The organism is Streptomyces sp. NPDC033270 (assembly GCF_055576575.1).
Map to the genome: position 1 here is coordinate 97,123 of NZ_JBVIRA010000003.1, position 25,153 is coordinate 122,275.

Below are 25,153 nucleotides of genomic sequence, written 5' to 3' on the forward strand. Positions count from 1 at the left end.
GGCTACGTGATGCGCCATCGGGTCGGAAGGTGAATGAACGTGACAGATAGGTCCTTAACCCCGCGTACTCGCCGACGCCGGCCGACGGGGGAGGTGGTCCTTGGAGTGGACACGCACCGCAGAACGCGGCCCGGGCGGTGCTGAGCGGGCGGGCACGGGCCCAGGCCAAGTCAGGCGATGGACCGGTGCAGATCGCCCGGATGTACAAACTCACCAAGGGCTCGGCAGTCAAGGCCCGCACCCAGGCGATCAACCAGCTCAAGGCCGTCCTCGTTGCCGCCGACCCGGACCTACGGGAAGAACTGGCCCGGCTGGGCAATGCGGAACTGTTTCGTACCTGCGCACGGCTCGCTGACGACAGCAAGAATGACGCGGACAGTGGAGAGCCGGTGCTGCAGGCCACCCGCATTACCCTGCGTCTGCTGGCCGAGCGAATCGGGCAGCTCTCCGAGCAGATCCAGGACCTGGAAGGCCGCTTGGCTCTGCTCGCGGAACGCCACGCACCGCAGCTGCTCGCTGTGGTGGGGATCGGGCCGGACACGGCCGTCACTCTGCTGATCACGATGGGGGACAATCCGGAACGTTTGCACAGTGAGGCGCCCTTCGCCGCGCTGTGCGGGGTCAGCCCCATCGAGCGTTCCTCAGGCAGTCGGCAGTACTGTCGCCTCAACCGCGGAGGCGACCGGCAGGCCAACGCCGCCCTCCACCGGATCGTGCAGACCCGCCTACGCTGCGACCCACGCACCCAGGACTACTACGAACGCCGCACCAAGGAGGGCAAAACCCGACGCGAAATCGTCCGATGCCTCAAACGCTACGCCGCCCGCGAGGTGTTCCACCTGGTCAGGCCCACGCAGTCATGACCCCCGTTATAGGGGCTGTGAGATGTGAGGAACCCCCGTCGGCTGGCGGCGAATTCAAGGGGTCGTTGCTGTGAGATGTGAGGAACCCCCGTCGGCTGGCGGCGAATTCAAGGGGTCGTTGCAACACCGCTGGTCATGCGGCTGTTGTGAGGAGCTTAGCGAGGCGCTCGGCTGGGGTTTCCCAGCCGAGCGTTTTGCGTGGGCGGCCGTTGAGTTGGGCGGCGACGGCGTCGAGGTGTTCGCGGCTGTGGCGGGACAGGTCGGTGCCCTTGGGGAAGTACTGCCGTAGCAGCCCGTTCGTGTTCTCGTTCGAGCCGCGTTGTCAGGGGCTGGAGGGGTCGCAGAAGTAGACGGGCACGCCCGTGGCTATGGAGAACTGGTGGTGCAGGCCCATCTCGGCGCCCTGGTCCCAGGTCAGGGAGCGTCGCAGGTGGGCCGGGAGGGCGCTGGCGGTGTCGATCAGCGCGTCGCGGACGGTGATGGTGTCGCGGTTGCCAGGCAGATGGACCAGCATCACGTAGCGGGTGGTCCGCTCGACGAGGGTGCCGATCGCGGAGCCGTTGTTCTTGCCGATGATCAGGTCTCCCTCCCAGTGGCCGGGAACGGCCCGGTCCTCGGCCGGCCGGTCGCTGATCATCACCATCGGTGCCGGATAGCGCGGAACGCGCTGGTCGGGACGGCGTTGAGGCTTGCGGAGGGTGCGGCCGGTCCGCAGGGCCTTGGTGAGTTCGCGGCGCAGCTCGCCCCGGCCCTGGACGTAGAGGGCCTGGTAAATCGTCTCGTGCGACACGTGCATCTCCGACCGGTCGGGGAAGTGCAGCCGCAGGCTCCGGCTGATCTGCTCGGGACTCCACTTCAGTCCCAACCACGACTGGATGGTGTCACGCAGCAGCAGACACGCCGCGATCTTCCCGCCTTTGGGGCGGGGCCGTCGAGCCCGTGCGCGGGCGTGCGCGGCGTGCGGCCGGTACCGGCCGTTCACGGGGTGCCGGTTGCGGCGGATCTCCCGGCTGATGGTGGACGGACTGCGGCCCAGTTCGGCCGCGATGGTCCGGATGGCGGCCTTCCCCCGCAGCCGGTCGGCAATGTGTATCCGCTCGTCCTCGCCGAGATAACGAGAGTCGCCACGGACCTCGATCAACCGCGTCTTGGCCGTTCTGACGGCACGGACCGCGGCCGCAGGCGCATCCTTCGCCCGCGGCCGCGGTCTCTTCACCCGGCCCTTCGGCCGTCCGTAACGCCACTCCCGGCCGGTCCGCTCGTGCACTCCCACGATCCTGCTCGCCTGCGCGTTACTCATTCCTTGATCCACAAGGGAAAGGTAGAGCTCGCGCTCCTTCAAGAGCTTCCTGGGCCCCTGCGGCCTCCGGTCCTCCCGGATCTCGAAGTCCACTGCAACTCCCTACAGGCGGGGTGTTGCAACGACCTCTTGAACTCAAGTGGCTCCGGCGGGGGTTTCTGTGTTCGGGGATGGCCCTGGTGCGTGGTGTTCGACGCGGTCTTGCTGTGCTCCGGCTCGCTGTTCTCGACGACGTGGGGAGGCCGGCGGAGACGGTGCGGGGGCGGTGGGCGAAGTGCAGCAGAGGGTGGGGGACGTTACGGGGAGGACGAGGGCCGTGGCCTTCACGGGTGCGGATGTACCCGAGGCCGGGGAGCATGCTCCGTCGCATTGTTCTGGTTGTGCATTCTTGGACCCCAATTCCTTGCGCGGTCGCGGTGCCCCGGGGGGCAAGGGGCGTGAGACTGCAGACGTTTGCCAGGCAGCGCGCGAGCGCGTGTTCGCTTCGGCGCGGAGGTGGAAAGACGGGGGAGCGCCGTACTGCTTGGGCGTGCGGGCGAATGGCCGAGCCTCGGTATAAACGCCGACGTCGAATGAACGTGACCGGATGACAGCCCTGCGCGTGTCGCAGCTGTGGAAGATCAATGAGCACGTCAATGAATCCGGAGCAGACTCGGAACTTGGTTCGGAAAGGCTGCTGGATTAGAGGGGTCGGCAGCATCGCAGAATCAGGATGCATCAGCGGCCTCACCTGCTCAATTACTTCTTGGAAGCTGCCTTCGGCCGCCCGGTGGTTCGCTCTATCAACCCCCGTTGTCAGTGTTGGGTCTACGGTTCATTCGTGGCTGACACGGAATGCCCGTGCACGGTCATGTGGTCGTGGGCGCCGGCCCATATGGGACGTGCGTTTTCGCCGCTTGCGAGAAATGCCGTCGCACCCGCTGGGGCAGTTAGTACTGCAACCGCATGTGGGGGGTAGGGCCTCGTCGTTGGTAGTGGCAGCGGCGGGCTCGGGCTTGGCTGCGGTGTCGGAAGTGTGACCAGTGCAGACGGTGTTCGTTGGAGTGGCAGCGGGGCGTGGCGACGACGTGTCCGATCGGTCGGTGGATCTCCGGGACGCTGAGGGGTATGAGGTCGTATTCCTCGTCTTCGCTGCCCCGTTTGCGCTTCTGCGGCTCGGGTGGCGGTGAGGTGGGCGAGGGCGGCCATCGCGAGAGTGATGTGCCGGTACCAGGCCCGGTAGAGACGGACTTGGTAGGGGGCCAGGCCGCATTCGCCCTTGGCGATCTGGAAGCATTCCTCCACCTGCCACCATGCGCCGGCGGTCTTGACCAGGTCTTTCAACCGGGAGGTGACGGGGCCGTAGCAGACGTAGTAGGCGATCTCGGTGGGTCGCTGATGCTGCGGCGGGCCAGGACCCAGTGCCCGAAGCTGTTCTCCCCGACCGGACGGATCGCGATCCGGGCCCAGTCGTAGAACCTGTGGCCGTGCGCGCCCGCACCGGCGGAGACCCGCTTCCATGCCTGCCGGGGCAGGCTGGTGACCAGGTCACGTACCTCGGCGTCCGTGCCGTCGGTGGTGGTCACGGTGTCGTTGACTTTGGTGGCCGGCACGTACGCGACGTGCTGTTCCTCCAGCCAGGTCCGCATGTGCTTGGCCTGGCCGTATGCCTTATCCGCGGTGATCCAGGCGAAGGGGACACGGGCGTCGATGGCGCGTTGCGGCATCCACTTGAAGTGCTCGATCTCGTGGCGAAGGGCACCTCGTCGCCGATCCCGGCCCCCCTGCACCGCTCGCGGTCATTGGTCCAGGAGACGGGGACATACAGCTCCCGGTCGATCAACGCCGGGCCCTTCGCAGAGGCATAGGCCAGGAATGTGCCGATCTGACAATTTTCTGTGCGGCCGACCGTTCCGGAGTACTGCCGCTGAACGCCAGCCGATTTGACGCCCTTCTTCAGGAAGCCGGTGTCGTCCCCGATCGGGGCCTGACCCAGACACACGGCTAAGTTTTGCGGCGTTCCGATCGAACGCCGCAAAACTTAGCCGTAATGGCCGCCGGGCTGCTGCCCACTCGGCAGCGATGTCGGGCTCGGCCTCGATCTCCTCGGGTTCTGGGTCCGGGGAACAGCACCAGGGGGCATGCCCCCACCTCTCGATGGAAGCGGCCCGAGGACCCGCTCACCCTCGAGGAGATCGACCCCCGCCAGCGCCTCCAGTCCCAGCCGCACCCGAACGCCAAGGAGGCTCCCCGTGGATGACCTCACGACCGTACGCGCGCAGGATCTTAGGGGGGTGTAGGTCAGCACCACGCAGCCAGGTTTTCCGTCGCGGCCCTGCTCGGACGGCTCCTGGGAGGGGCTCCCTCCGCCGGAGAGGCCCGCTCCGCGGCCGCCGCCGCCTCCGTCTCCCGCGAAGGGGCAGGGCTTGGGGTACGTCTGGTTGTTGCCTCCCGCACCGCCTCGTCCCGGGGCGTTGCGGTAGCCATCGTGACCGCGTGTGCCGGTCTCGCCTGTTCTGGGGATCTTGTCAGTGCCCTGGCAGACGGGGGGCGTGTGGTTGCTTGCCCCGCCGGCTCCTCCGTTACCGCTTTGCCAGGATCCTGACGCCTCACCGCCCGACCCTGGCAGCCCGTGCCGCGCCAAGGCCAGAAGCCGCCCACGCTCCATGGACGCCACACCGGAGCCGCCCCCGTCCTTGCCGGGGTTGCCGTTGTGGTACTTGCCCGTTCCGCCTTCGCCTCCCGCGCCCCCCTTGCCCACGACGATGGTGAGCTTCTCTCCGCCCTCGACCGTGGCAGTGCACGACACCGCGCCCCCGCTGCTGCCACCCCCGCCGCCGGCACCACTGAGGGGGCCGTTGTTGTTGCCGCCCCCGCCTCCACCCCCGCCGCCCGCGCCCAGGGCTGTCACGCGAAGGCTGGTGACACCCTGCGGCACGGTGAACTCGTACCGGCCAGGGGTAGTGAATGCCTGGTCGACCGGGGCCAATGACGCCGACGCCGAGCCCGGCACCGCCAGCAGCGGCACCGTCGTCGCCACGACCACCAGCGCCGCGCACCTCAACCGCGCGGGAAAGAGCAACCTCATGAAACCCCCTGATCATCAGCAGAACAGACCACTTCGCCCCCTTTCCTCCAACCACTGCGCCCAACCGGCCGCGGCCGGGGATTCACTCGCCCAAGAACAACGTTCGACGGCGCCGCATCCAGCCGCTGTTCGCGCAGCTCGCGCAAACGTTGGTTTCTTTAAGGCGGAGGCACGGCGGCGGTCGTCCGACGCGCCTGTTCATGTCATAGAAGCTGCGGAGGCAGGCCATGAGCCGTATGCGTGTGACGTCCTACCCCTGACCCCCGGCATCGTGGCCAGGCAATGCAGGCCAGCTGTGGGCGATCTGGCGCGCAGGGGCGCCGGGCTACCGCCCTCACTCGCTGCCGCGGCCGCCCGGCCAGGGAGACCCGGCCTCGACCAGCTCCGGCAGGCCCCCGAAGCTGCTGCCACCGCGCCCTCAATCTGCGCGACCGTCAACAATTCATCACACAGTCAGCCCAACGGCCAAGACGAAGTCCCGTCACGCCGGTTGCAGTATTAGGGAGAGACCGCAGACGGCGATCCGTATGCGGACCGTGGCGGAGGTCAGGTCGAGGCGGGCGACGGCCATGCCGGCGATGACGAACGGGACCCATGCCACGGCCGGTAGCTGCCGGTGAAGAGGTTGTGGTGTGGACGACGAGGCATTGGCTGGTCCGGCTTCGGGCGCATGGCAAGACCGGATCGGGGCACGGGGACTTGGTGTTCCAGGAAGAACAGGCGCGGCGTACGCTACGTGATCATGTCGCGACTCTCGGATTGTGTGGACGGCGGGGATGTCGGCCTTGGCACAGTGCGTCAGGCGGTCATCCTGGCCGGCGGCTTCGGCAGCCGGTTGCGGCCACTGACGCGGACCCGGCCGAAAACAATGGTCGAAGTGCACGGCACTCCGATCCTGCGCCACCAACTCGACTGGCTTGCCGAGTCGGGCGTGGAACAGGTCGTCGTCTCCACGGGGCACCTGGCGCCGGCGATCGGCGACTACCTCGCCTCCCACCAGCTGCCGCTGCGGACGGACGTGGTGGTCGAGGAACGGCCCCTGGGCCGGGGCGGCGGACTCAAGCTCGCATCCGCCGCCCTGGACCGGCTCGACGAGCCGTGGCTGGCGGTCTACGGGGACATCTGGACGCGGTTTTCGCTCGCCGGGATGTTCGCTCACCACCGGCGTCACGCCGCGCTGGCAACGGTTGCCCTGCCCCGACCTTGGCTGCCCAGAGGCAGCGTCGACTGTGACGAGCGGGGCCGAGTAACCGCGCTTGTCTCACACGTGCCACCGCCGTTACGGGTCAACGGCGGCGTCTACGTCTTCGACCCGCGCGTTGTGGAACTGCTGCCCGAGGAGGGCGACCACGAGGAGGTCACCCTCCCTCGTCTGATACAGGCACGGCAGCTGATCGGCTACCTGGTGGACGGCCCGTGGCGGGCCATTAATACACCACGTGATCTGGACGACGTTGAACGCGAACTCGCATCGGCTACGGATGACGCGTAGAAGAGGATCGCCATGCTGCTCGGACGGATCGGTGTATGGAGTGTGGGACTCACTCACGGGGACCGCGCCGAGGCGAGGGAGGCCGCGGCGGAGCTTGAGGCGCTCGGCTACGGCACGCTGTGGCTGGGCGGCACCCCCGGCGACAATCCGCAGGCGAATCTCGCTGCGGCAGCAGAAGTACTGGCGGCGACCAGACGGACGGTGGTAGCGACCGCCTGCCTCTCCATCTGGACACACACCCCGGACCGGCTCGCCGCAGCCTACGGGGCACTGCCCGTCGCCGACCGCGCCCGACTGGTCACGGGCCTGGCGGTGAGCCATGCCCCGTTCGCCGAAAACTACCGGCAGCCGCTGACCGCCATGCACCGCTATCTCGACGCGCTGGACGCCATCGGCACCGGACCGCCGCCCTTCGCACGGCTCATCGGCGCACACCGCCCGCGGATGACACGGCTGGCCGCCGCCCGGACCGCCGGCACCCAGCCTTATCTCGTAGACACCCGCTACACCGCGCGGGCCCGTGAGCTGCTGGGCACGGGCCCGCTGCTGGCCCCGGTGCAGACCGTGGTCCCGCTCACCGACCCGATCGCGGCCCGGGCAGCGGCCCGCACCGTGCTCGCGCCCTATCTGGCACTGCCCAACCTCACCCGAACCTGGCTCGACTCAGTCTTCACCGAGGCCGATCTCCAGCACGGCGGCAGCGACCGCCTCGTCGACAGGCTCGTCGCCTGGGGGGACACCGAGCGCATTACCGCCCACGTCAGCGGCCATCTGCGGGCCGGTGCCGACCACGTCGCCGTCCACGTTGTCACCGAGCACCCCCGAGCCTTCCCACGCGCTGCTTGGCGCGACCTGGCCTCACTGCTTCCGATCATTTGACGATGTTGCCGGCTGCGGGAGTGCGGTGGGTACGGGCATCGTTCGTGGTGGTCCTTGCGGCGGATCCTCCCTGCGTGAGGCAGGAGATGGTCTCCGCGCATTTCTCCTACACACCAATTTTGTGGCGAGGTGGCACAGTTGGCGACCAAGGAAGACCTGGCGTGTCAAGAGATCATCGGTCGATACCAGTTCAACGGGGCAGGCGCCAGTGCGATGCCCCGGCTTCTCCAGGCCCTGGGTGACCCGGGACGCAACCTGCGGGGTATGACCGTCACCGGCACGAATGGGAAGGGATCGACCTGCGCGTTCGCCGTCTCAGCGTTGGCTGCGGCCGGACTGCGGACCGGAAGTATGCCCAGCCCGCACCTCCAGCGTGTCACCGAACGCATCCGCATCAACGGGGCGCCCGTCTCTCCAACCGCATGTCACCGTGCCTTCCAAAAGGTCGCTGAAGTCCTCAGCAGTACCGGGCTTGTGGCCAATGCAGGAGCGGTACATGCGGCCGCAGCCGCAGTTCATTTCGCCCTCGCAGGAGTGGACTTGGCCGTCTTGGAGGCGAACATCGGCGGCCGACGCACCGCGGTCAACTGCTTCGACACCGGAGTCAAGGTCATCACCGGAGTGGGGCTGGACCACCAGCATTTGCTGGGAAACACCCTGGGCGAGATCGCACGGAACAAGGCAGGCATCGTTCGGGACGGCGACCATGTCGTGCTCGGCGAGATGCCCGAGGAGGCGGCACAGGCCGTAGAAGACGTCCTCAGCCACCACACGGGGGTGACCGTCTGGCGCCTCCACCAGGAAGTCCACTGCCGGCCATGCACAGCCGACGGCGGGCGTCCCGTGCTGGAAGTGACCACCCCGTATGCCGTCCACCGAGACCTGACCTGCCCGCTCCGCGGAGAACACCAGCACCACAATCTGGCTCTTGCCGTGGCCGGCATCGACGCGCTGACCGAACGAGGAACGATCCGAGGTATCTCCGAGGAGGCGCTGCGCAGCGGCCTTGCCGCGACCCGCTGGCCCGGCCGCCTCGAACTACTGGCACCGGCACACCTCGATTCCTGGACCGGCCGCCTGCTGCTCGATGTTGCCTCCAACCACCAGGGTGCAGCCACCGTGGCCCCGGAAATCCTTCGGCAATCCCGCGCCGCTGAGCGCACCGCCCTCGTCTTCGGCACCCTCCAGTACAAGAATGTGGCAACCATGCTTGAGCCACTGCCGGCGGACTGGCCGGTGGTACTGACCCGGGTCGGACATCCCAACGAAGCGGCCCCGGCCACGATGCGCACCGCCCTGGCATCACGCCGAGAACTGTACGTACGGCAGGAGACTGCTGACGCCGTCCGCCACGCCACCGAACTTGTCGGGGCCGGCGGCCTCGTCACCGTTCTGGGAACCCCCCTCCTGATCGGCCGTGTCCGTGAACTATTCCAGCTCCCACCCGGCTGACTGCTCCTGTGAGTGGTTCGACAGCGTCGCCCCGACGCCCGGAAGATTGACGCGTAAAACACCCGCAGCCAGCATCAGCCTCCCCCACCCGCCCAGGCATCCAGCACACCACGGACCGCATCACGCGGAGGCCCAGTCCAGTCATAGGGTGGCGAGTGCGGCGAGTTTGTCGGTGGTGAGTTTGGCGCGCACCGGTTTTGCGTTCGGCATCCATACGCCGACCACGGGCCCGGCTGGGGGATGGGACCGGACATCGGCGCCGTCTCCCACGTGGCCGAGACGAAGCCGTCCCGGACTTCATCTTGAGCGTTGGGCTGACTGTGTGTTCCAGATCGTCAAGGGTGAATGCGGCCTGGATCACTACCAAGTCCGTCTCTACCGGGCCTGGTACCGGCACATCACCCTCGCGATGGCCGCCCTCGCCTACCTCACCGCCTCCCGAGCCGCAGAAGGGGTAGCGAAGACGACGAGCACGACCTCATACCCCTCAGCGTCCCGGAGATCCGCCGACTGATCGGACACATCGTCGCCACGCCCCGCTGCCACTCCAACGAACACGGTGGATTCCAGAGGTCATTGCAACACGTGACTGTGTTGGTCAGGTCGCGAGCAGTTTATGCAGACGCTCGGCCGGGGGTCCCAGCCGAGCGTTTGTGCAGGCGGCCGTTCAGCTACGGCGACCAGGCAGTCGCGGCCGCAACTGGACAGGACGGCGCCCGAATCGGTCCGCGCGAGGAGGCCGAGAGCGCCGCCGCACTGCTGGACGAGCTGCTACCGCCGGCCGGCGAGGAGACCGAGGCGGAGACGCACGTCAACTGGCCACACTGGCGAAGAACAGGCTCGGGCGAATTCAAACCACCCTGTCGGGGAATTTCCTGACGCCCCCTCTGCTCCTTGAATTGGCGATGCCGCCGCCACGGTGCGCGGCGGCGTCATCGCCGTACGGAGGAGTCACCCTGAACAAGATCAAGCGCCTTGCCGGCGCCACTGCCGCAGCCGCCGCCCTGGCGATATCCGTCCTCATCACCCCCGCGCCCGCGTCGGCTGCCGCCGACGGCCCCCACCCCGAAGTCGGGACGCACTGCACCCCCTGGGAGTCGGTCTACGGCCGCGGCGGCTACACCTTCACCGATTTCCGTGTCTGCATCGATGTCAGCGACCGTGAAGGGCGATCCTCCGTGGTCATCGAAACCGACAGGAACACCTACTGGCATGGCGGCGCCTGGTGGAACGCCACTGAAGGCTACAGCGCCAGCGTAGGAGCCACCGTCAACATGGACGCCAGCCCGTACCAAGGTGGCCGCTCTGTCAGGCAAAGCGTCACGTGGAAGCAGGAATCCCGCAGGAACAACGAGGGCCGGGGCATCGGGATCATCAAGTGCGGCGTCCGCCACCTTGACGTGTCCTACCACCAAGTTGGCGCCTACTACGGCTTGGACAAGGAGATCAAGGTGAAGCGGTCGTACGACCGCTTCGTAATCCCCTGCTCCTTCAACTAACCAACCGCTAGGCCCCCACTCGCATGGCGAACTCCAGGGGCGTTGCAACACAGGTGATCAACTGGCTGTTGCCAGGAGTTTAGCGAGATGCTCGGCTGGGGTTTCCCAGTCGAGCGTTTTGCGTGGGCGGCTGTTGAGCTCGGCGGCGACGGCCTCCAGGTCCTCGCGGGTATGCCGGGATAGGCCGGTGCCCTTCGGGAAGTACTGCCGCAGCAGGCCGTTGGTGTTTTCGTTGGAGCCTCGCTGCCAGGGGCTGCCCGGGTCGCAGAAGTAGATCGGGATGCCAGTGGCGACGGTGAACGCGTGATGGGAGGCCATCTCGACGCCTTGATCCCAGGTCAGAGACCGCATCAGGTGCGGTGGGAGGGCCTGAACGGCCTCCGCGAGCGCCTTGCGGACGCTTGCGGCAGCGTGTCCGTGGAGGAGGTGGACGAGCATCAGGTAGCGGGTGCTGCGTTCGACCAGGGTGCCGATGGCTGAGCGGGATTTGGAACCGACGATCACGTCCCCCTCCCAGGGCCCGGGATGGCTCTGTCGGCGACTTCGGCCGGGCGTTGGCTGATCATGACCATGGGGTGCACGAACCGGGGCCGGCGGGCCACTGACTGGCGATGCGGGCGGCGCATAGCGCGGCCGGTTCGCAGGCATCGGGTACGGCGACTCGCACGGGCCACCAAGCCCCCGTGCCAGCAGGACGGTGCAACAAAACCGCCTTGCTGTCATGGGACAGCAAGGCGACCAGAAGGATGCGTTGTGCACAGGAGGGAAACCGAGCCATGCACCCAGGCTCGACACCACGCCACATGAAGGCACTCTGGCGCCAGCCAACGTACTGAACCGTTGAACTGCCGCCGACTTGTTCAAGCCCGCCCCGCGAGCCCCGGATCCGCCCGCTTGACCAGCGGCGATGGGCTCAGCGTTCCCAGACCGTCAGCACTCCGTTGTGCAAGCCTTGAGCCACTCGCCCTTGACCTGCGGCGATGGAGTTTTCTACAAGCCCCGCGCGCAGTCCTGGGCGGGCGACGCAGCAATGCCCTGACCGTCCTGCGCACCCTGGGGGCGGCCGTATCGACGGTGGCGCGCACAGCCTGGCGTGCCGCCTCGTCCACGACCAGCCACACCACGGGAGTGGCCAGTCCGGCGACTTCGGCAAACCCGAACCCGAGTGGCTCCTTTCGGCCTCTCCGACGGCCGAGCAGTCGAGCCAGACTCTCGTCATCAAGGGAGGCCAGGCCGTCGAGCAGCGGTAGTTTGCCTGGGGCCGCCGTGGCCACCACCTCGCGCACTGTGGGCACGGCTGGCCCCTCCCTTCGGCTGGTGACTGCATGACCCATCGTTGAATACCCAACGAGCCAGGAAAAGCATATGAGTCGGATTGATTCAGCTGCTACCCAAACGTTCGCAGACGCTGTGGGGCCGGTGTTCCGAGCTGGGATTTCCGCGTGTGGCTTTGGGTGAACACCGCCGCTGAAGTTCCCCCTGATCATGGACAGCGGGTGGTTACGCTGCGGGAGTGAGGTCCTGGGCTGCCAGGGCCCGGGTCTCGATCGGGGTGACGTAGCCGTAATCCGGGTGCTTGCGCAGGCGGGTGCGGTGGTATTCGACCTTGATGAAGTGGAAGACATCGGCTCTGGCCGCCTCGTGGAGGCTTTGTCACAGTTCTGACCGTCTGCGCGGTTCGGCGCCGGCTACGCGATGCGCTATCGGGTCGGAAGGTGAACGAGCATGACCGGTACGTTCTTAACCTCTCGCGTACTCGCCGACGCCGGTCCATGGGGGAGGTGGTCCTTGGTGTGGACACGCACCGGGATGCTCATGTGGCTGCTGTGGTCTCCCTGGTGGGTGCAGTGATCGGCACCGCGGTGTTCCGGGCCACCACGGTGGGATACCGCGATTTGCTGGAGTGGCCCAGGGGGCTGGGCATGGCGCGTCGGGCGGGAGTGGAGGGGACCGGCTCCTTCGGGGCGACCTTGTCCCGTTATCTGCTGGCCCGGGGCGTGGAAGTGTTCGATGTGTGGACGCGCCGCCTCGAGGCAGGCCATTGCCCGTTCACCGAGCAGGTCGGTCGCAGCGCGCGTCGTCACTATCTCCTTGGTCCGTCCACTCGCTGTCGTCAGTGGGCGCAAGCTGTCGAATGGCCCCGACTGACGGTCGGGTTTGAACAACCGGTGTCCACATGCCGTGAGGGGCGAGAGGGTGGGTGGGCGCTTTCCCCGGTCTGGGTCTGACTCATGAGATCTCTGACCGCGATGTCCTTCTGTCACAGTGTCGGCCGTTGGCCGGGGAAGGTGCGTTGTCGGTACCGGGCTGGCGGGGTGTGTCTCGATAGGGGCCTGCCGATCCATGAGGCGTCATCACAATTCTGACCACCTGACGCGACCCGGTGCCGGCAACGCGATGAGCCATCGGACCGGAAGGGAACGAGCATGTCCCCAACGAGCACGTCGAGTACGTCGCCTGTCCCGCGTGCGCGCCGTCGCCGCCCCACGGGGGAGGTGGTGCTGGGAGTGGACACGCACCGGGATGCTCACGTGGCTGCGGTGCTCTCCTTGGTGGGGGCAGTGCTCGCCACCGGCGAGTTCCCGGCCACCGCGGCTGGGTACCGCGATCTGCTGAAGTGGGCCAGGGGCCTGGGTGTGGTGAGGCGGGCCGGGGTTGAGGGGACCGGCTCCTTCGGGGCGGCTCTGTCCCGCTATCTGCTGGCCCAGGGTGTGGACGTGTTCGACGTGAATCGGATGGACCGCACGGATCGCCGTCGGCGCGGCAAGACGGATCCGCTCGATGCCCAGAACGCGGCGCGAGCGGTGTTGAGCGGGCGGGCGCGTGCTCGGGCCAAGTCGGGCGACGGACCAGTGCAGATCGCCCGGATGTACAAACTGGCCAAGGGCTCGGCAGTCAAGGCCCGCACGCAGGCCATCAACCAGCTCAAGGCCGTCCTCATCACTGCCGACCCCGGCCTGCGGGATGAGCTGGCCAGGCTGAACAATGCGGATCTCTTCCGTACCTGCGCCCGGCTTGCCGACGACAGCAAGAATGACGAGGACGACGCAGAGACGGTGCTACAGGCCACCCGCATCACGTTGAGTCTGCTGGCCCGCCGGATCGGGCAGCTCACCGAGCAGATCCGGGACTTGGAAGATCGCCTGGCCCGCCTCGTGGAACGCCACGCCCCGCAGCTGCTCGCAGTGGTGGGGATCGGGCCGGACACGGCCGTCACTTTGCTGATCGCGGTGGGGGACAACCCGGAACGGCTGGGCAGCGAGGCGTCCTTCGCCGCACTCTGTGGAGTCAGTCCCGTCGAGCGTTCCTCGGGCAGTCGGCAGTACCGTCGCCTCAACCGCGGGGGCGACCGGCAGGCCAATGCCGCCCTGCACCGGATCGTGCAGACGCGTCTGCGCTTCGACCCGCGCACCCAGGACTACTGCGAACGCCGCATCAAGGAGGGCAAGACCCGACGCGAAATCGTCCGATGCCTCAAACGCTACGCTGCCCGGGAGGTGTTCCACCTGGTCAGGCCCGTATAGCCTTGGCCCCCGTCATAGGGGCTGTTGTGAGATGCGAGAGCGGGCAGGGCGTCAGTGAGACAGCGACGCACTCCCCGCAGCACCGCTTTGATGGGTCAGAAGATGCCCGATTTCTCGTCACGAGCAAGGCACCGCATCCGTACCAGCAGATCATGGTGAGCTACGACGAGCTGGGTCGCCCGGTCGTCTCCATCGTCTCGACCGTGCGGCTCTGACCTGCACGTATCCCGGTTCGAGTGCGGTCGGCGGCCACGCCGAGCCGTCCTCGTGCCAGCTCTTCCTGACCCGGGTGTCAGGACCGCGTCAGAGTGTTCGGTAGCGTGGCCGGGTGAGCGAGAAGACCCTGCAGCACCGGATTGACGGCCCCGACGACGCCCCCGTACTCGTACTGGGTGCCTCGCTCGGTACCACATGGCACATGTGGGACCGGCAGATCCCCGAGTTGACCCGTCACTGGCGCGTGATCCGTTTCGACCTGCCCGGACACGGTGGCTCGCCCGCGCACGCGGCGCCTTCCATCGCCGAACTGGCCGACCGGCTGGTCGCCACCCTCGACGCGCTCGGCGTGGACCGCTTCGGCTACGCGGGCTGCAACATCGGCGGCGCCATCGGCACCCAGCTGGCGCTCACCCGCCCCCACCGGGTCACCTCGCTGGCGCTGGTGTCCTCGTCGCCGCGCTACGGCACCGCCGATGCCTGGCGCCAGCGCGGCGTGGTCATCCGCACCAACGGACTCGACCCGATCGCCCGCACCTCCCCGGAGCACTGGTTCACCCAGGGCTTCGCCGGCGCCCAGCCCGCGATCGTCGAGTGGGCCGTCCAGATGGTGCGGACCACCGACCCCGGCTGCTACATCGCCGCCTGTGAGGCGCTGGCCTCCTTCGACGTACGGTCCTCGCTCGGCCGGGTCGGCGTGCCCACGCTGGTCGTCGTCGGCTCCGAGGACCAGGTCACCCCGACCACCGACGCCCGCACCCTGGTCGCCGGCATACCCGACGCGAGCCTGGCGCTGGTGCCCGGGACCTCCCACCTCGCGCCCGTCGAGCAGCCCTCGGCCGTCACCGAGCTCCTCATCCGGCACTTCACCACCGCCTGGCACGACAAGCCGGGCCCCGGTGGCCAGGCCGCCATCGGCGCCGCGGCCCCCAAGCCGCAGATCGCGCCCCCGCCGCCCCCGCAGGCGCCGCCCGCCGCCATAGAGTCCGGCCTCGCCCAGCCGGAGCAGCACCGCGGCGGCACGTACGAGGCGGGCATCAAGATCCGCCGCGAGGTCCTGGGCGACGCCCATGTCGACCGGGTCGAGTCCGCCACCGACGCCTTCACGGGGGACTTCCACGACTTCATCACCCGCTACGCCTGGGGCGAGACCTGGAGCCGTCCCGGCCTGGACCGCCGTACCCGCAGCGTCATCACGCTCACCGCGCTGGTCGCCCGCGGCCACCAGGACGAGCTGGCGCTGCACACCCGCGCGGCCCTGCGCAACGGCCTGACTCCCGCGGAGATCAAGGAAGTCCTGCTGCACACCGCCGTCTACTGCGGCGTCCCGGCCGCCAACTCCGCCTTCGCGGTCGCCCAGCGGGTGATCCGGGAGGAGACCACGCCGGAGGCGTGAGGCCGGCGGGCTCGGCTCGTCGCGCCTCCCGGGCCCGAGGGGGAGGCCCCTCCAGTCGCTCGCCCATCTCGCCCCCCACCGGCCCCGCGCGCGGCAAGATGGCGGCCATGGAACTCACCAAGAAGACCCATGCCTGTGTCCGGCTGGAGAAGGACGGGCAGACGCTCGTCATCGACCCCGGTGTCTTCAGCGAAGCGGACGCGGCCGTCGGAGCGGACGCGATCCTGGTCACCCACGAGCACCGGGACCACTTCAACGAGGACCGGCTGCGCGCGGGCATGGAGGCCAACCCCGGCGCCCGGATCTGGACCCTGGCCAGCGTCGCCGAGCAGCTCTCGGCCGCGTTCCCCGGCCGGGTGCACACGGTCGGCGAGGGCGACACCTTCACCGCGGCCGGATTCGAGGTCGAGGTGCACGGCCAGCTGCACGCCGTCATCCACCCCGACATCCCGCGGATCACCAACGTCGGCTACCTGATCGACGGCGGCGCGGTGTTCCACCCGGGCGACGCGCTCACCGTCCCCGAGGGCCGTACGGTCGACACCCTGCTGCTGCCCGTCCACGCGCCCTGGAACAAGGTCGCCGAGGTGATCGACTACGTCCGCGAGGTCGCGCCCCGGCGGGCCGTCGACATCCACGACAGCCTGCTCCAGGACCACGCCCGGCCGATCTACGACACCATGATCGACCAGCTGGGTGGTACCGACCACGGCCGGCTCGCTCCCGGCAGCAGCACCCTGGTCGGCTGAGCGCCGGACCGGCCGGGAGCCGACTGTCAGTGCCGGGCTGTAGGTTTGCAGACATGCGCATCGCGACCTGGAACGTCAATTCGATCACCGCCCGCCTCCCGCGGCTGCTGGCCTGGCTGGAGAGCACCGGCACGGACGTGCTGTGCATCCAGGAGACCAAGTGCACCGCCGAGCAGTTCCCGTACGACGAGCTGCGCGAGCTCGGCTATGAAGCGGCGGTCAACGCCACCGGGCGGTGGAACGGCGTGGCCCTGCTGTCCAAGGTGGGGCTGGAGGACGTGGTGCACGGGCTCCCGGGCGGCCCGGACTACGAGGGGGCGCAGGAGCCGCGCGCGATCTCGGCGACCTGCGGCCCGGCCCGCGTCTGGTCGGTGTACGTCCCCAACGGCCGCGAGATCGACCATGCGCACTACACCTACAAGCTCGGCTGGTTCGAGGCGCTGAAGACCGCGGTCGCCGAGGACGCGGCGGGCCCCCGCCCGTTCGCGGTCCTCGGCGACTACAACGTCGCCCCCACGGACGAGGACGTCTGGGACCCCGCGGTGTTCGTCGGCGCCACCCATGTCACCCCCGCCGAGCGCGCCGCCCTGACGGCGCTGCGCGAGGCGGGCCTGACGGACGTCGTACCGCGCCCGCTCAAGTACGACCGGCCGTACACCTACTGGGACTACCGCCAGCTGGCCTTCCCCAAGAACCGCGGTATGCGCATCGACCTGGTCTACGGCAACGAGCCGTTCGCCAAGGCCGTCTCCGACGCCTACGTGGACCGCGAGGAGCGCAAGGGCAAGGGTGCTTCGGACCATGCCCCCGTTGTTGTGGACCTCGACGTCTAGGCGTGTAGGGGTCTAGGCGTCTGGACGTCTGGGCGTCTGGCCGGGATGCGGCCGGCCGGCGACGAACCAGCCGGCCGCAGGGGCGGTCGTCCGCACGGGCCTGAGGCGGGGGTTCAGCTCTCGTCGGAGGATGCCGTCCTGGACGGTGCCGGATGCCGGGCGGGGTCGTCGGCGGTCAGGCTTCCCAGGAGGATCAGTGCCTGTTCCGAGGGACTGCCGGGGGCCGCTTGGTAGACGACCAACTGCTGCCCGGGGGCGCTGTTGACGGTCAGCGACTCGTAGTCCAGCGTCAGTTCCCCCACCAGAGGGTGCCGAAAGCGTTTGGTCTCGCGGGTCTTCGGGCGAATGTCGTGGCGGGCCCACAGTCGGCGGAACTCCGGGCTGTGCAACGACAGTTCGCCGACGGTACGGACGAGCTGCGGGTCGTCGTGGCCGGTGCCCGCCGCCGATCGCAGCGCGGCCACGGCGTTGCCCGCCGCCCGCTCCCAGTCCGGGTAGAACGCCCGCGCGTCCGGATCGAGGAACACCAGACGCAGCAGATCGCCGCTGTAGGTGTGGCCGGCGAACAGGGCCCGGCCCAGGGAGTTGTCGGCCAGCACGGTCAGACGGCCTCCCAGCACCACGGCCGGAGTACGGTGCCAGCCCGCCATCATCCGCAGCAGCGCCGGGCCGACCGGCTCCGGCCGGGTGCGTGCCCGCCCCCGCTCCGGGGCCGGTCGCGTCAGCCGGTGCAGGTGGTCCGTGGCGTCCTCGCCCAGGTTCAGGGCCCGGGCCAGGGCCTCGACCACCTGCGCGGAAGGACTCCGTTCGCGGCCCTGCTCCAGCCGTGTGTAGTAGTCGCTGCTGACGCCGGCCAGGATCGCCACTTCCTCCCGGCGCAGCCCCGCCACCCGGCGCCGGCCGGACACCGGCAGTCCGGCGTCCTCGGGTGTGACCAGGGCACGGCGGGCACGGAGGTACTCGCCGAGCGGGTTCGCGCTGTCCATGACCGCCACCCTAGGCGTGACGAAGCCGGTGGCGGGAGCCCGGAAGGTGGCCGTGGAACTCCCAGGATCGCTGCTCCCGGGAGAGGCGTTGCCTGGTCCCCGCGGCGGGCCCGCCGCAGGGTGAGGGCATGACTTCCCTCCCCTTGACCACCGCCTCTTCCTCCCTCACCACTGCCACCGGCGACGACCAGTTCATCCGGACCCTGACCGGCCGGGTCGCGGTCGTGACCGGTGCCTCCAGCGGGATCGGCGCGGCCACCGCCCGCCGCCTGGCCGCCGGCGGGGCGCATGTCGCCCTCCTGGGCCGCCGCGAGGACCGGCTGACGGACCTGGCTGATCGGCTCCGTCCCACGGCCGGGGGAGCCCTGCTGCCGGTGGCCGTCGATGTGACCGACCCCGAGGCCCTCGACACCGCCGCCCGCGCCGTCGTCTCGGCCCTCGGGCCCGTCGACCTCGTCGTGGCCAACGCCGGGGTGATGCTCGGCGCCCCCTTCGAGACCGCCCGGACCGACGAGTGGGACCGCATGATCGACGTCAATCTCCGCGGTCTGCTCCACACCGCGCGGGCCTTCACCGACGGCCTCCTGGCCGCCGCGGCCGACGGCCGTCCCGCGGATCTGGTGCAGGTGGGATCCGTCGCCGGCCACGCTCTCTACCCCAACTGGTCGGTCTACTGCGCCACCAAGTCCGCCGTCGCCCACCTGACCCGCAATCTGCGCGCCGAACTGGGGCCCCGCGGCGTCCGCGTGAAGAACGTGGAACCCGGCGTCACCGTCACGGAACTCGGCGCGGACCTGCACGACGCCGACCTGCGCACGTCATTGGCCCGTATGCGGACCGACCTGCGTCCGCTGGCCGCCGAGGACGTCGCCGAGGCCATCGCCTTCGCCGTCTCCGTCCCACCGCACGTCAACATCGCCGACCTGGTCGTCGTCCCCGTGCAGCAGGGCTGAGGCCCCGGGCGCCCGGCCTCACCCCCGCCGACCCGGCACCAGTGCCCGCAGGTCCACCGCATCGCCCAGCGCCTGCAGGCCCGCGTCGCCGGGGTGGAGGTGGTCGCCGCTGTCGTAGGCGGGCAGCAGGCGCTGGGGGCGCTGCGGATCGCGCAGTACGGCGTCGAAGTCCAGTGTCGAGTCGAAGACGGTGCCGGCGTCGCCGCGTACGAAGGCGTTGACGGCCTGGCGGCGGTCCTCCACCGCCGGGGTGCAGTCGCGGTAGCCCTCGCAGGGGGCGATGGTCGCGACCACGACCCGCAGTCCCCGCTCGTGCGCCCGCCGGGCGAGGGCCCGAAGGCCGGCGACGACCTCCTCGGCCGGGGTCCCCCAGCGCACGTCGTTGACACCCTCGAACACCACCACCGTCCGCACCGACGGCTGCGCCAGCACATCGCGCTCCAGTCGGTGCTCGGCGCTGACCCCGCCGGTGTCCGTGCTGACCCCGTCGCCCGGATAGCGGTCGGTGACGATCCGGTTCGCCGAGATGCCGTGGTTGAGCACGCCGTAACGGGGCAGCACGCTCTGGGTCTGGAAGCGGCGGGCGAGGACGTCCGGCCAGCGCCGGTTGGCGCCGCCGGTCGACTTCACCCCGTCGGTGAGCGAGTCGCCCAGCGCCACGATCGAGCCGGGCCCGCCGTCCACCTCGACACCCGTCAGGAACGGCCAGAAGGTCATCGTCTCCGGATAGCCGCCGCCCTCGGCGTCCGTCGTACGGTCCCCGCTGCCGTCCGCGCTCAGATACGACAGCTGGGCCGCCTCCTGGTGCACCGGCGCCGCCGTCACCGTGCCCGGCAGATGGATGCTCACCAGCAGATCGGTGCCGGCGGGGACGGCGAAGGGCGCCGGGTCGCTGAAGGCCTCGGCGCCGGCGGGTATCCGGGTGCCGGTCCGCCCCCGGCCGAAGGTCAGCGGCACGGGCTCGCCGTCCGCCGCCGCCCCCGCGCCGCGTACCGCGATGCTGGCCGCCCCGATGTCGACCGGCGCCGCCGCGAAGGTGTTGGCGATCCGGATCCGCGCCCGCGGCCCGCCCGCCCCGCTGTGGACGACCAGCCGCAGCGTACGGTCCCGCCAGGGGCCGACGGCTCGGTAGCCGGCAGTGCTGGCCGCCCAACTCCCGGTCCGGCCACGCCCGTCGTCCCGGACCGACACCGCGAAGACATGCAGTTCCGCACCCGTTTCCGGCGCCTTGGGCAATGCCACGGACGCCACCTCCCGCTCGGCCCGCAGCGGTACCGACACCGCGTACAGCCGCGCGGGCCCGACCGGCCCGCCGTCCGCGCCGTTGACGTGCGGCAGCGCCACCGCCTTGGTGCTGAGCGGGCCGGACAGCCAGTCGGGCGCGGTGAGTTCGTAGGAGCTGCGCGAGCCGTCCCGATAGCGCACGCTGCCGGTGCCGGACGCCGTGCCGCCCGTCCCGGCGACCAGGAACGTCAGCTTCGTGCCCCGCCCGCGCACGGCCACCGACTGCCCGTCCGCCCGCAGGTTGTCCGGTGTCCCGGCCGCTGTACGCGGCCAGGTGAGCCGTGTCGCGTCGATGGTCGGTGCGCTCCCGGGCGTCCAGCCGGCCGCCGCCAGGTCCTGCGCGGACAGCGAGTGGCCGGCGCCGTCGAAGTCGGCCGCGCCGGGTGCGGAGTCGTCGCTGACCGCCCTGTTGTCGAAGAGCCTCGCCAGCGGCAGCGGGTGGTGTGCCGGGCCGGGCGGGGTGGCCACGGCCGGGCCGGCGGAGATGGTGGCGGGCAGTGCCGTCGCGGTGAGCAGCAGGGTCAGGGTGGTTCCCCATCGTCGTGGGCGCATCGGTCGGTGTCCCTTCGGGAGCGTCAACGGGCAGGTGTGCACTGCGATCCGGCCGCTCCCTCAAGGCGCGAGGGGGCGGTGCCGGATCCGGCCGATCCGATCCGAGCGCCATGAAGGTAGGGAGGCCGGCGGGGAGCGTCAAGGTGACGAACCGGGTCCGCTCGCGCCGCGCGCCTGTGGCCCGCACCACAGGTCGGGTGGGACCCTGCACACCATGAACATGTCTTTCCTGGACAAGTGGCGTAGGCGTCAGCATGCGCACCGGTCCGTGCCGCTCGCGGAGTCGGTGCGCGCCGATCCCGGAAGCGTCGTCGAGCTGCTGTCCGAATGCGAGCTGCTGCGGGCCCAGGCCGCCACCGCGGGGGTGGAACTGGACGACTCCGTACGGTCGTTGGAGCGGCTGGACCAGTTGCAGCCGGTATGGCGGGATGATCCGGAGGTGGTGCCCTGGCTCGGCAACGACGCGGGTCTCTACCTCGGCACGGTCCTGGTGCGCACGGTGCGCGGCGCGGTCTGGCATGTCTGGCCCAACGGGCAGCCGGTGGTCCGGCTGGAGTCCGGGCGGGAGGTCGACGTGGTGGCGGCGGGCCATGAATGGGCCGATGTCGGTGCGCCGGAGCTGTCCCAGGTCTACGCCGAGGCCTCCGAGGCCTGACACCCGCCTGGGAGGTAACGGGCTTACCTGATTTATCCACTCCTATCCGCTGATACGTGCGTGTCAGCGAAGATGCGCCCCTTTCGCCCCGGTAGGTTGCGGGCTCCGCGCGGTACGGATGAGAGTGGGCAGGACTGCATATGGCCGGTGATGCGCTGATCGAGATGCGCGGGGTCAACAAGCACTTCGGAAATCTGCATGTCCTCCAGGACATCGACCTCACCGTCGGCCGCGGGGAGGTGGTCGTGGTCATCGGGCCCTCCGGGTCCGGGAAGTCCACCCTGTGCCGGGCCATCAACCGCCTGGAAGCCGTCGAGTCGGGCACCATCAAGCTGGACGGCCGACCGCTGCCCGAAGAGGGCCGCGCGCTGGCCCAGCTGCGTGCCGAAGTCGGCATGGTCTTCCAGTCGTTCAACCTCTTCGCGCACAAGACCGTGCTCGCCAACATCATGCTGGCGCCGATCAAGGTCCGTAAGAAGAAGAAGGACGAGGCCGCGCGGCGCGCCCGCGAACTCCTGGACCGGGTCGGGCTCGCCTCGCAGGCCGACAAGTACCCCGCACAGCTCTCCGGCGGCCAGCAGCAGCGCGTCGCCATCGCCCGCGCGCTCGCCATGGAGCCCAAGGCGCTGCTCTTCGACGAGCCTACCTCCGCGCTCGACCCGGAGATGATCAACGAGGTGCTGGAGGTCATGCGCCAGCTCGCCCGGGAGGGCATGACGATGGTGGTGGTCACGCATGAGATGGGCTTCGCCCGCTCCGCCGCCAACCGCGTGGTGTTCATGGCCGACGGCCGGATCGTCGAGGACCGCACCCCCGAGGAGTTCTTCACCGCACCGCGCAGCGAACGGGCCAAGGACTTCCTCTCCAAGATCCTCAAGCACTAACGGGGGCGCCGCGATGCCGCACCGTCATTCCACGCGCCTGCGCCGTGCCCTTGTGGCCTTCATGGCCCTCGCGCTCGCCGCGCTCGCCCTCGCGGGCTGCGGCCGGCCCGGCAGCCCGCCGGTCAAGGGCCCCAAGGGCAGCGAACTGCCCCAGTACCCCGTCGCCAAGGACTTCTCGCTGCCCGACTCCCCGACCTGGGCGCGGGCCAAGCGCCGCGGCCATCTCATCATCGGCGTCAAGGAGGACCAGCCCTACCTCGGCGAGCGGGACCCGGCCTCCGGCCGCTACTCCGGCTTCGACATCGAGATCGCCAAGATGGCGTCGGCCGCACTGGGCTTCCCGCCCAGCACCGTCGAGTTCAAGACGATCGCCTCCGCCAACCGCGAGACGGCCCTGCAGAACGGCCAGATCGACCTCTACGTCGGCACGTACACCATCAACGACAAGCGCAAGAAGCTGGTGGGCTTCGCGGGCCCCTACTACATGGCCGGCCAGTCGCTGCTGGTGCGCGCCGACGAGAACGACATCAAGGGGCCGCAGGACCTGGCCGGCAAACGCGTCTGCTCGGCCGCCGGCTCGACCCCGTACCAGCGCATGCAGACCGAGTACCCCAAGGCCGTCCTGGTCGCCTACGACACCTACTCGGTGTGCGTCGACAACCTGCTGACCTACCAGGTCGACGCGGTCACCACCGATGACGCGATCCTGCTGGGCTACGCGGCCAAGGTGCCCGACGAGCTGAAGGTCGTCGGCAAGCCGTTCTCCCAGGAGCCGTACGGCATCGGTGTCCCGCACGGCGACAACGCGCTGCGCTACGCGCTCGACGACGCGCTCGCCGCGGACGAGGCGAACGGCAACTGGCAGAAGGCCTACGACGCGACCCTCGGCCTGTCCGGGGTGCCCGCGCCCAAGCCGCCCCCGATCGACCGCTACCCGGCGGACTGAGGAGCCAAGGAACCGACCGATGAACGTTCTCCTCGACAACCTCTCCCTCTACGGGGAGGGCCTGCTGGGCACCGTCGAACTCACCGTCTACGCCTCGCTGCTCGCGCTCGGCCTGGGCTTCCTCATGGCGGCCTTCCGCGTCGCACCGGTCGGCTCGCTGCGGGCCCTGGGCACGGCATGGGTGATGGTGCTGCGCAACACGCCGCTGACGCTGCTGTTCTTCGCGGTGGTGCTGGGCCTGCCGCGCTTCGGCCTCGTACTGCCCTTCAAGCTCTTCGCCATCCTGGCGCTGGGCTGCTACACCTCGGCCTTCATCTGCGAGGCGGTGCGCTCCGGCATCAACACCGTGCCGGTCGGCCAGGGCGAGGCGGCCCGCAGCCTGGGCCTGACCTTTCCGCAGACCCTCGGCGACATCGTCCTGCCGCAGGCCTTCCGGTCCGTCATCCCGCCCATCGGCTCGACGCTGATCGCGCTCGCCAAGAACTCCGCGATCGCCGGCGCCTTCAGCGTCACCGAACTGCTCGGCGTCTACAAACCGCTCAGCGAGATGGGCTACAGCATCATCTGGTCCTTCGTCTGGATCGCCGTGGGCTATCTGATCGTGACCCTGTCCATCAGCGCGATCTTCAACGTGCTGGAGAAGCGCTTCGGAGCCGCCCGATGACCACCACCGCCCTGTACGACATTCCGGGCCCGCGGACCAGGGCGCGGCACCGGCTCTACGGCGTCGGGGCGACGGCCGTGATCATCGCCCTGGTCGTCTGGATCGTCTACCTCCTCTTCGACACCGGGCAGTTCACCGCGGCCAAGTGGAGCCCCTTCCTCTACAAGGGGATCCAGGAACTGCTGCTCACCGGTCTCGGCAACACGCTGCGGGCCTTCGGCCTCGCGGCGGTGTTCTCCCTGGCGCTCGGCGCGGCGCTCGCCACCGGCCGGCTCTCCGAGCACCGGATCGTGCGCTGGGTGTGCACCCTGGTGGTGGAGTTCTTCCGCGCGATGCCCCTGCTCGTCATGATCTTCTTCATCTATGTGGCGCTGCAGGTCGCGCCGCTGCCCGCCCTCGTCGCCGGCCTGACCCTCTACAACGGCTCGGTCCTCGCGGAGGTCTTCCGCAGCGGCGTCAACGCCGTCGAGCGCGGCCAGCGGGAGGCCGCGTACGCACTGGGCATGCGCAAGACCCAGGTCATGACGCACGTCCTGGTGCCGCAGGCGGTCCGCGCGATGCTCCCGGCCATCATCAGCCAGCTGGTGGTCGCCCTGAAGGACACCTCGCTCGGCTACCTCATCACCTACGAGGAGTTCCTGCACGCCGGCAAGCTGATCGCCTCCAACCTCGACTACGGCCTGCCGTTCATCCCCGTCGTCATGATCATCTCGCCGATCTACATCGGGATGTGCATGCTGCTGTCCTGGCTGGCCAACTGGGTCTCCCGGCGCCAGAAGCGCAACCCCAAGGTCGACGCCGCCGAGGTGGCCGCCGCCGAGCCCGGCACCCTGATGCCGGGGGACCACCGGCGCCACATGGGGTGAGCGCTTCAGGGCGCTGTCCCGGCACGTCGGTGCGCGAGGCACGGCCGTAGTGGTGCTGGTGCCACCCCGAGGACGGCAACCAGCATGATCGAT

17 protein-coding genes and 5 pseudogenes are annotated in these 25,153 nt (G+C 69.4%); 16 read left to right on the forward strand and 6 right to left on the reverse strand.

The annotated features are described in order from the left end of the window. Positions 1-119: 119 nt before the first annotated feature. Positions 120-863, forward strand: a pseudogene (locus ACZ5XZ_RS06605) (transposase); the annotation flags it as partial. Between the two features lie 133 nt (positions 864-996). Here the strand turns inward: ACZ5XZ_RS06605 and ACZ5XZ_RS06610 are convergent. The 3 genes and pseudogenes from ACZ5XZ_RS06610 to ACZ5XZ_RS06620 all read right to left on the reverse strand — a co-directional run bounded on the left by ACZ5XZ_RS06610 (position 997) and on the right by ACZ5XZ_RS06620 (position 5,230). Next, positions 997-2,163: pseudogene (locus ACZ5XZ_RS06610) on the reverse strand (IS30 family transposase). 1,113 nt (positions 2,164-3,276) lie between these two features. Beyond that, positions 3,277-4,123: pseudogene (locus ACZ5XZ_RS06615) on the reverse strand (IS701 family transposase); the annotation flags it as partial. A gap of 60 nt (positions 4,124-4,183) precedes the next feature. After that, positions 4,184-5,230, reverse strand: a complete 1,047-nt coding sequence (locus ACZ5XZ_RS06620; protein ID WP_468974984.1) for a glycine-rich domain-containing protein — start codon at positions 5,228-5,230, stop codon at positions 4,184-4,186. Positions 5,231-5,972: 742 nt separating this feature from the next. Between ACZ5XZ_RS06620 and ACZ5XZ_RS06625 the strand changes: the two genes are divergently transcribed. The 5 genes and pseudogenes from ACZ5XZ_RS06625 to ACZ5XZ_RS06645 all read left to right on the forward strand — a co-directional run bounded on the left by ACZ5XZ_RS06625 (position 5,973) and on the right by ACZ5XZ_RS06645 (position 10,552). Further along, on the forward strand, positions 5,973-6,722 hold the full coding sequence (locus ACZ5XZ_RS06625; protein ID WP_468974985.1) for a nucleotidyltransferase family protein: 750 nt from the start codon (positions 5,973-5,975) through the stop codon (positions 6,720-6,722). A 12-nt stretch (positions 6,723-6,734) separates the two neighbouring features. Continuing rightward, positions 6,735-7,601 (forward strand): TIGR03620 family F420-dependent LLM class oxidoreductase, encoded by an 867-nt coding sequence (locus ACZ5XZ_RS06630; RefSeq protein WP_468974986.1) that lies wholly within the window; start codon positions 6,735-6,737, stop codon positions 7,599-7,601. 138 nt (positions 7,602-7,739) lie between these two features. Next, positions 7,740-9,053: a bifunctional folylpolyglutamate synthase/dihydrofolate synthase gene (locus tag ACZ5XZ_RS06635; protein ID WP_468974987.1), complete on the forward strand. Its 1,314-nt coding sequence runs from the start codon at positions 7,740-7,742 to the stop codon at positions 9,051-9,053. 307 nt (positions 9,054-9,360) lie between these two features. After that, a pseudogene (locus ACZ5XZ_RS06640) lies at positions 9,361-9,567 on the forward strand (IS701 family transposase); the annotation flags it as partial. Between the two features lie 385 nt (positions 9,568-9,952). Next, positions 9,953-10,552: a hypothetical protein gene (locus ACZ5XZ_RS06645; protein WP_468974988.1), complete on the forward strand. Its 600-nt coding sequence runs from the start codon at positions 9,953-9,955 to the stop codon at positions 10,550-10,552. Positions 10,553-10,609: 57 nt separating this feature from the next. Here the strand turns inward: ACZ5XZ_RS06645 and ACZ5XZ_RS06650 are convergent. Further along, positions 10,610-11,202, reverse strand: a pseudogene (locus ACZ5XZ_RS06650) (IS30 family transposase); the annotation flags it as partial. A gap of 1,776 nt (positions 11,203-12,978) precedes the next feature. Here ACZ5XZ_RS06650 and ACZ5XZ_RS06655 point away from each other — a divergent pair. The 4 genes from ACZ5XZ_RS06655 (at position 12,979) to ACZ5XZ_RS06670 (ending at position 17,270) form a co-directional block, all read left to right on the forward strand. Beyond that, positions 12,979-14,076, forward strand: coding sequence for an IS110 family RNA-guided transposase (locus tag ACZ5XZ_RS06655; protein WP_468974989.1), 1,098 nt, complete (start codon positions 12,979-12,981; stop codon positions 14,074-14,076). 328 nt (positions 14,077-14,404) lie between these two features. Further along, entirely contained in the window at positions 14,405-15,688 is a 1,284-nt protein-coding gene (gene pcaDC, locus ACZ5XZ_RS06660) for a bifunctional 3-oxoadipate enol-lactonase/4-carboxymuconolactone decarboxylase PcaDC (RefSeq protein WP_468974990.1), read from the forward strand. Between the two features lie 107 nt (positions 15,689-15,795). Then, positions 15,796-16,437: an MBL fold metallo-hydrolase gene (locus tag ACZ5XZ_RS06665; RefSeq protein ID WP_468974991.1), complete on the forward strand. Its 642-nt coding sequence runs from the start codon at positions 15,796-15,798 to the stop codon at positions 16,435-16,437. 53 nt (positions 16,438-16,490) lie between these two features. Further along, complete coding sequence (locus ACZ5XZ_RS06670) at positions 16,491-17,270, forward strand: exodeoxyribonuclease III (RefSeq protein ID WP_468974992.1); 780 nt, start codon at positions 16,491-16,493, stop codon at positions 17,268-17,270. A 113-nt stretch (positions 17,271-17,383) separates the two neighbouring features. Here the strand turns inward: ACZ5XZ_RS06670 and ACZ5XZ_RS06675 are convergent, their stop codons facing one another. Continuing rightward, on the reverse strand, positions 17,384-18,256 hold the full coding sequence (locus ACZ5XZ_RS06675) for a helix-turn-helix transcriptional regulator (protein ID WP_468974993.1): 873 nt from the start codon (positions 18,254-18,256) through the stop codon (positions 17,384-17,386). A 128-nt stretch (positions 18,257-18,384) separates the two neighbouring features. Between ACZ5XZ_RS06675 and ACZ5XZ_RS06680 the strand changes: the two genes are divergently transcribed. Continuing rightward, positions 18,385-19,209: an SDR family oxidoreductase gene (locus ACZ5XZ_RS06680; RefSeq protein ID WP_468974994.1), complete on the forward strand. Its 825-nt coding sequence runs from the start codon at positions 18,385-18,387 to the stop codon at positions 19,207-19,209. A gap of 18 nt (positions 19,210-19,227) precedes the next feature. Here ACZ5XZ_RS06680 and ACZ5XZ_RS06685 read toward each other — a convergent pair whose 3' ends face one another. Further along, entirely contained in the window at positions 19,228-21,045 is a 1,818-nt protein-coding gene (locus ACZ5XZ_RS06685) for an SGNH/GDSL hydrolase family protein (protein ID WP_468974995.1), read from the reverse strand. 214 nt (positions 21,046-21,259) lie between these two features. Between ACZ5XZ_RS06685 and ACZ5XZ_RS06690 the strand changes: the two genes are divergently transcribed. From ACZ5XZ_RS06690 to ACZ5XZ_RS06710, 5 genes are all read left to right on the forward strand, one after another. Then, the gene (locus ACZ5XZ_RS06690) at positions 21,260-21,700 is read left to right on the forward strand and encodes a DUF6278 family protein (protein WP_468974996.1); all 441 of its coding nucleotides are present in this window, start codon (positions 21,260-21,262) and stop codon (positions 21,698-21,700) included. 140 nt (positions 21,701-21,840) lie between these two features. Next, positions 21,841-22,584 (forward strand): amino acid ABC transporter ATP-binding protein, encoded by a 744-nt coding sequence (locus ACZ5XZ_RS06695; RefSeq protein ID WP_468974997.1) that lies wholly within the window; start codon positions 21,841-21,843, stop codon positions 22,582-22,584. 13 nt (positions 22,585-22,597) lie between these two features. After that, positions 22,598-23,530, forward strand: a complete 933-nt coding sequence (locus tag ACZ5XZ_RS06700) for a glutamate ABC transporter substrate-binding protein (RefSeq protein ID WP_468974998.1) — start codon at positions 22,598-22,600, stop codon at positions 23,528-23,530. A 19-nt stretch (positions 23,531-23,549) separates the two neighbouring features. Beyond that, positions 23,550-24,194 carry an amino acid ABC transporter permease gene (locus ACZ5XZ_RS06705; RefSeq protein WP_468974999.1) on the forward strand — a complete coding sequence of 215 codons (645 nt, stop codon included), beginning with the start codon at positions 23,550-23,552 and terminating at the stop codon, positions 24,192-24,194. Then, the gene (locus ACZ5XZ_RS06710; protein WP_468975000.1) at positions 24,191-25,060 is read left to right on the forward strand and encodes an amino acid ABC transporter permease; all 870 of its coding nucleotides are present in this window, start codon (positions 24,191-24,193) and stop codon (positions 25,058-25,060) included. The genes ACZ5XZ_RS06705 and ACZ5XZ_RS06710 overlap by 4 nt, the downstream gene beginning before the upstream one ends. The last annotated feature ends 93 nt before the right edge of the window (positions 25,061-25,153 follow it).